The sequence below is a fragment of the Kocuria rhizosphaerae genome (assembly GCF_044462265.1).
GTDB classification, from domain to species: Bacteria; Actinomycetota; Actinomycetes; order Actinomycetales; family Micrococcaceae; genus Kocuria; species Kocuria rhizosphaerae.
Window position 1 is genome coordinate 1 of record NZ_JBISWL010000048.1, and the last position, 3,987, is coordinate 3,987.

Sequence of the window (3,987 nt, forward strand, 5' to 3'; positions counted from 1 at the left end):
CGGCGGCGTCGGGGCCGGGTGCGCCCGTGCTCTAAGCTCTGAGGCATGGCAGGAGAGGACGGGAACCCGACCACGCGCTGGCTGCGCCCGTCGCGCCGGCGCTCCACGGACCGGCCCCGCCCCGCGGCCCCGCCGCACCCCAAGACCCTCGAGAACCTCAAGGCGAACCTGGGGGCGATCTCCACGGTGGCCACCCGCCGCCTCGAGACGGACCTCGCCTGGTTCGAGCAGCTGCGCGCGGACGAGCGCTCCGAGCTGGGCCTCGTGGCGCAGCGGGGGATCTCCTCGTTCGTGCGCTGGTACGAGGACCCGGAGGAGCCGCTCTGGGTCCTGACCCAGGTGTTCCGCGGGGCCCCGACCGACCTCACCCGCTCCATCTCGCTCCAGCACGCCCTGCAGCTGCTGCGGATCGTCGTCGACGTGGTCGAGGAGAAGGTCCCCGAACTCGCCCGGCACCACGACGAGGCCGTCCTGCGGGAGGCGGTGCTCCGGTACTCCCGGGAGGTCGCCTTCGCCGCCGCGGACGTCTACGCACGGGCGGCGGAGAACCGCGGGTCCTGGGACGCCCGGCTGGAGTCGCTCGTGGTGGACGGCATCCTCCGCGGAGAGCACTCCGACTCGCTGCGCTCCCGGGTCGCCGCCCTCGGCTGGACGTCGACCGGTCCGGTCACCGTCCTCACGGGCTCCGCCCCGGAGGCGACCGGGCCGTCCACGGTGGCCCGGCTGCGCCGGCTGGCCGGCCGCTACGCCTCCGACTCGCTCGTCTCCATCCAGGGCGATCGGCTCGTGCTCGTCCTCGGCGGCCTCACGGACCGCGAGCACGCCCTGGAGAAGCTGACCGCGGCGTTCGGCCCCGGCCCGGTGGCCTACGGACCCGAGTCCCCCACCATCTTCGAGGCGGGACGCTCGGCCCGGCTCGCGCACGCCGCCCTGTCCGTGGCCCCGGCCTGGTTGACCGCGCCCCGCCCCGTCGACTCCGAGGACCTGTGGCCGGAGCGGGCCATGGCCGGGGACGAGGAGGCGCGCCGGGCGATGGTCGAGCAGGTCTACCGGCCCCTCACCCGGTCGGCGACCGGGCTCGTCGAGACGCTCTCCACGTACGTGGCCGTGGGCCACTCCCTGGAGGCGACCGCCCGGGAGCTGTTCGTCCACGCCAACACCGTGCGCTACCGGCTGCGCAGGATCTGCGACCTGACCGGCTGGGACCCACTGGTACCGCGGGACGCCTTCGTGCTGCACTGCGCACTCTTGGCCGGGCGGCTCGCGGAGTCCTGCACGCCGATCGACACCTCCGCCCCCGCCGTGGGGACCGCCTTGTAGCTTCCCTACAAACACGGTCCCGGCGCTTCGTGTCCTCCGCGCCCGCGCCCGCGGGAGCATCCTTGGGAAGCTTGGACGGTGATTGCGATCGTCTGCCCCGGACAGGGCTCCCAGAAACCCGGCTTCCTCACCGAATGGCTCGCGCTCGAGGGCGTACGCGCCCATCTCGACCGGCTGGGCGAGGCCGCCGGGCTCGACCTCGTCCACTACGGCACGGAGGCCGACGAGGAGTCCATCAAGGACACCGCCGTGGCCCAGCCGCTGATCGTGGCCGCCGGGATCGTGGCGGGCCGGCTGCTCGCGGACCGGCTCGGACCCGAGCGGGAGGACATCGTGTTCGCCGGCCACTCCGTGGGCGAGATCACCGCCTCCGCGCTGGCCGGCGCCCTCACGGAGGAGGAGGCCATGGTCTTCGTCCGCACGCGTGCGAACGCCATGGCCCAGGCCGCCGCGGCCGTGCCCACGGGCATGAGCGCAGTGCTCGGCGGCAAGGAGGACGAGGTCCTCGCCGCCCTCCGGGCCGGCGGGCTGACCCCCGCCAACATCAACGGCGGCGGGCAGATCGTGGCGGCCGGAACCCTCGAGCAGCTCGCCGCGCTCGCCGAGAACCCGCCGGCGCGCGCGCGGGTGATCCCCCTCAAGGTCGCCGGCGCCTTCCACACCGAGCACATGGCGCCCGCCCTGGAGCCGCTGCGCGAGCTCGTGCGCTCGCTCTCCCCGGCGGACCCCGTGCACACCCTGCTCTCCAACGCGGACGGGGCCCCCGTGCCGTCCGGCGCCGCCGGCCTGGAGCAGCTCGTGGCGCAGGTCTGCCGCCCGGTGCGGTGGGACCTGTGCATGGCGACGCTGCTCGATCGCGGCGTCGAGCAGATCGTGGAGCTCCCGCCCGCGGGCACCCTCGTGGGACTGGCCAAGCGCGGCATGAAGGGCGTCCCGGCCCTCGCGGTGAACTCCGCGGCAGAACTCGACGCCGCCCGGAGTATTCTTGGCTGACGTCCGCCCGCGCACCCGCTGCGCAGCACGTCCTGGGGCCGGAGCAGCCGTTCCGCCCCGCCCCGCCGGCCCGTCGGCCGCGCCCGGCCGCACGAAGGAGCAACGACCCCTGTGGTGACCCTCAAGCAGAACCAGACCAACGCGCACTCCCGGATCCTCGGGCTCGGCGTCTACCGGCCGGACGTGGTCGTGACCAACGACGACGTGTGCCAGTGGATCGAGTCCTCGGACGAGTGGATCCAGCAGCGCACCGGGATCAGGACCCGGCACCGGGCCGCCGAGGACGTCTCCGTCCTCGACATGGCCGAGCACGCCTCCCGTGAGGCACTGGCCGCGGCGGGCCTCGAGGCCGCCCAGCTCGACGCTGTGATCGTCTCCACGATCACGTTCCCCTACCTCACCCCGTCCGCCGCGGCGGCGCTGGCCGACCGCCTGGGCGCCACTCCCGCGCCGGCCTTCGACATCTCGGCGGCCTGCGCCGGCTACTGCTACGGCATCGCCCAGGCGGACGCCCTGGTGCGCTCGGGCGCCGCGGACAACGTGCTGGTCATCGGCGTGGAGAAGCTCTCGGACGTCATCGACAACGGGGAGCGCTCCATCTCGTTCCTGCTGGGCGACGGCGCCGGCGCCGTCGTGGTCGGCCCGTCCGACACCCCGGGGATCGGGCCCTCCGTGTGGGGCTCCGACGGCTCCAAGTGGGACGCCATCCGGATGACGCACCCCCTCACGGACATCCGGGCCGTGGAGCGGGGCCGGCCCCGTACGGACTCCCCGGACCTCCACGACCCGCAGACCGGCCGGATGCGCGAGGACGCCACACTGTGGCCCACGCTGCGACAGGACGGCCAGACCGTGTTCCGGTGGGCCTCCTGGGAGGTCGCCAAGCGCGCGCAGGAGGCCATGGACGTGGCCGGGGTGGGACCCGAGGACATCGGCGCGTTCATCCCCCACCAGGCGAACATGCGGATCATCGACCAGATGGCCAAGACCCTGAAGCTGCCCGAGTCCGTCGTCATCGCCCGGGACATCGCCGATGCCGGCAACACCTCCGCCGCGTCGGTGCCCCTGGCGACGCACCGTCTGCTGGCCGAGCACCCGGAGCTGTCCGGGCAGCTCGCCCTGCAGATCGGCTTCGGAGCCGGGCTGGTCTACGGGGCCCAGGTCGTCGTCCTCCCCTGACCCGCACGGACAGGTGCGGCGCTCCGGCCCGCACGTGTCGATGCCGACGCGGCCCCCTCGCGACACGTCGTAGGGTTGAACCGCACACCCGTTGTCCCCCGGACCGGCCCCACGGCCCGACCGGGACAGATGCGCCCGGCACCAGCCCGGGAGCGCCCGTCACCACCGGCTGCTCCGGCAGCCGCAGAGAAAGGAAGCCACCATGGCGAGCAAAGAGGAAATCCTGACCGGCCTGGCCGAGATCGTCAACGAGGAGACGGGTCTCGAGACCGAGGCCGTCCAGCTCGACAAGTCCTTCACCGAGGACCTCGACATCGACTCCATCTCGATGATGACCATCGTGGTCAACGCCGAGGAGAAGTTCGACGTGACCATCCCCGACGAGGAGGTCAAGAACCTCAAGACCGTCGAGGACGCCGTCAACTTCATCGACAACGCCCAGGCCTGAGCCGGACGGCGCTCAGCGGGGCGCGGCGGGGCGCAGCGCCCGCCGCG

At 73.4% G+C, this 3,987-nt stretch carries 4 protein-coding genes; all 4 read left to right on the forward strand.

Translation table 11 applies throughout. From position 1 onward, the window contains the following. The first annotated feature begins 45 nt into the window (after positions 1-45). Complete coding sequence (locus tag ACH9EU_RS06070) at positions 46-1,320, forward strand: helix-turn-helix domain-containing protein (protein ID WP_396413045.1); 1,275 nt, start codon at positions 46-48, stop codon at positions 1,318-1,320. A gap of 78 nt (positions 1,321-1,398) precedes the next feature. Next, on the forward strand, positions 1,399-2,313 hold the full coding sequence (locus ACH9EU_RS06075) for an acyltransferase domain-containing protein (RefSeq protein ID WP_396413046.1): 915 nt from the start codon (positions 1,399-1,401) through the stop codon (positions 2,311-2,313). Between the two features lie 111 nt (positions 2,314-2,424). Beyond that, positions 2,425-3,492, forward strand: coding sequence for a beta-ketoacyl-ACP synthase 3 (locus tag ACH9EU_RS06080; protein WP_396413047.1), 1,068 nt, complete (start codon positions 2,425-2,427; stop codon positions 3,490-3,492). A gap of 202 nt (positions 3,493-3,694) precedes the next feature. Continuing rightward, on the forward strand, positions 3,695-3,940 hold the full coding sequence (locus ACH9EU_RS06085) for an acyl carrier protein (protein ID WP_017833742.1): 246 nt from the start codon (positions 3,695-3,697) through the stop codon (positions 3,938-3,940). Positions 3,941-3,987 lie beyond the last annotated feature (47 nt).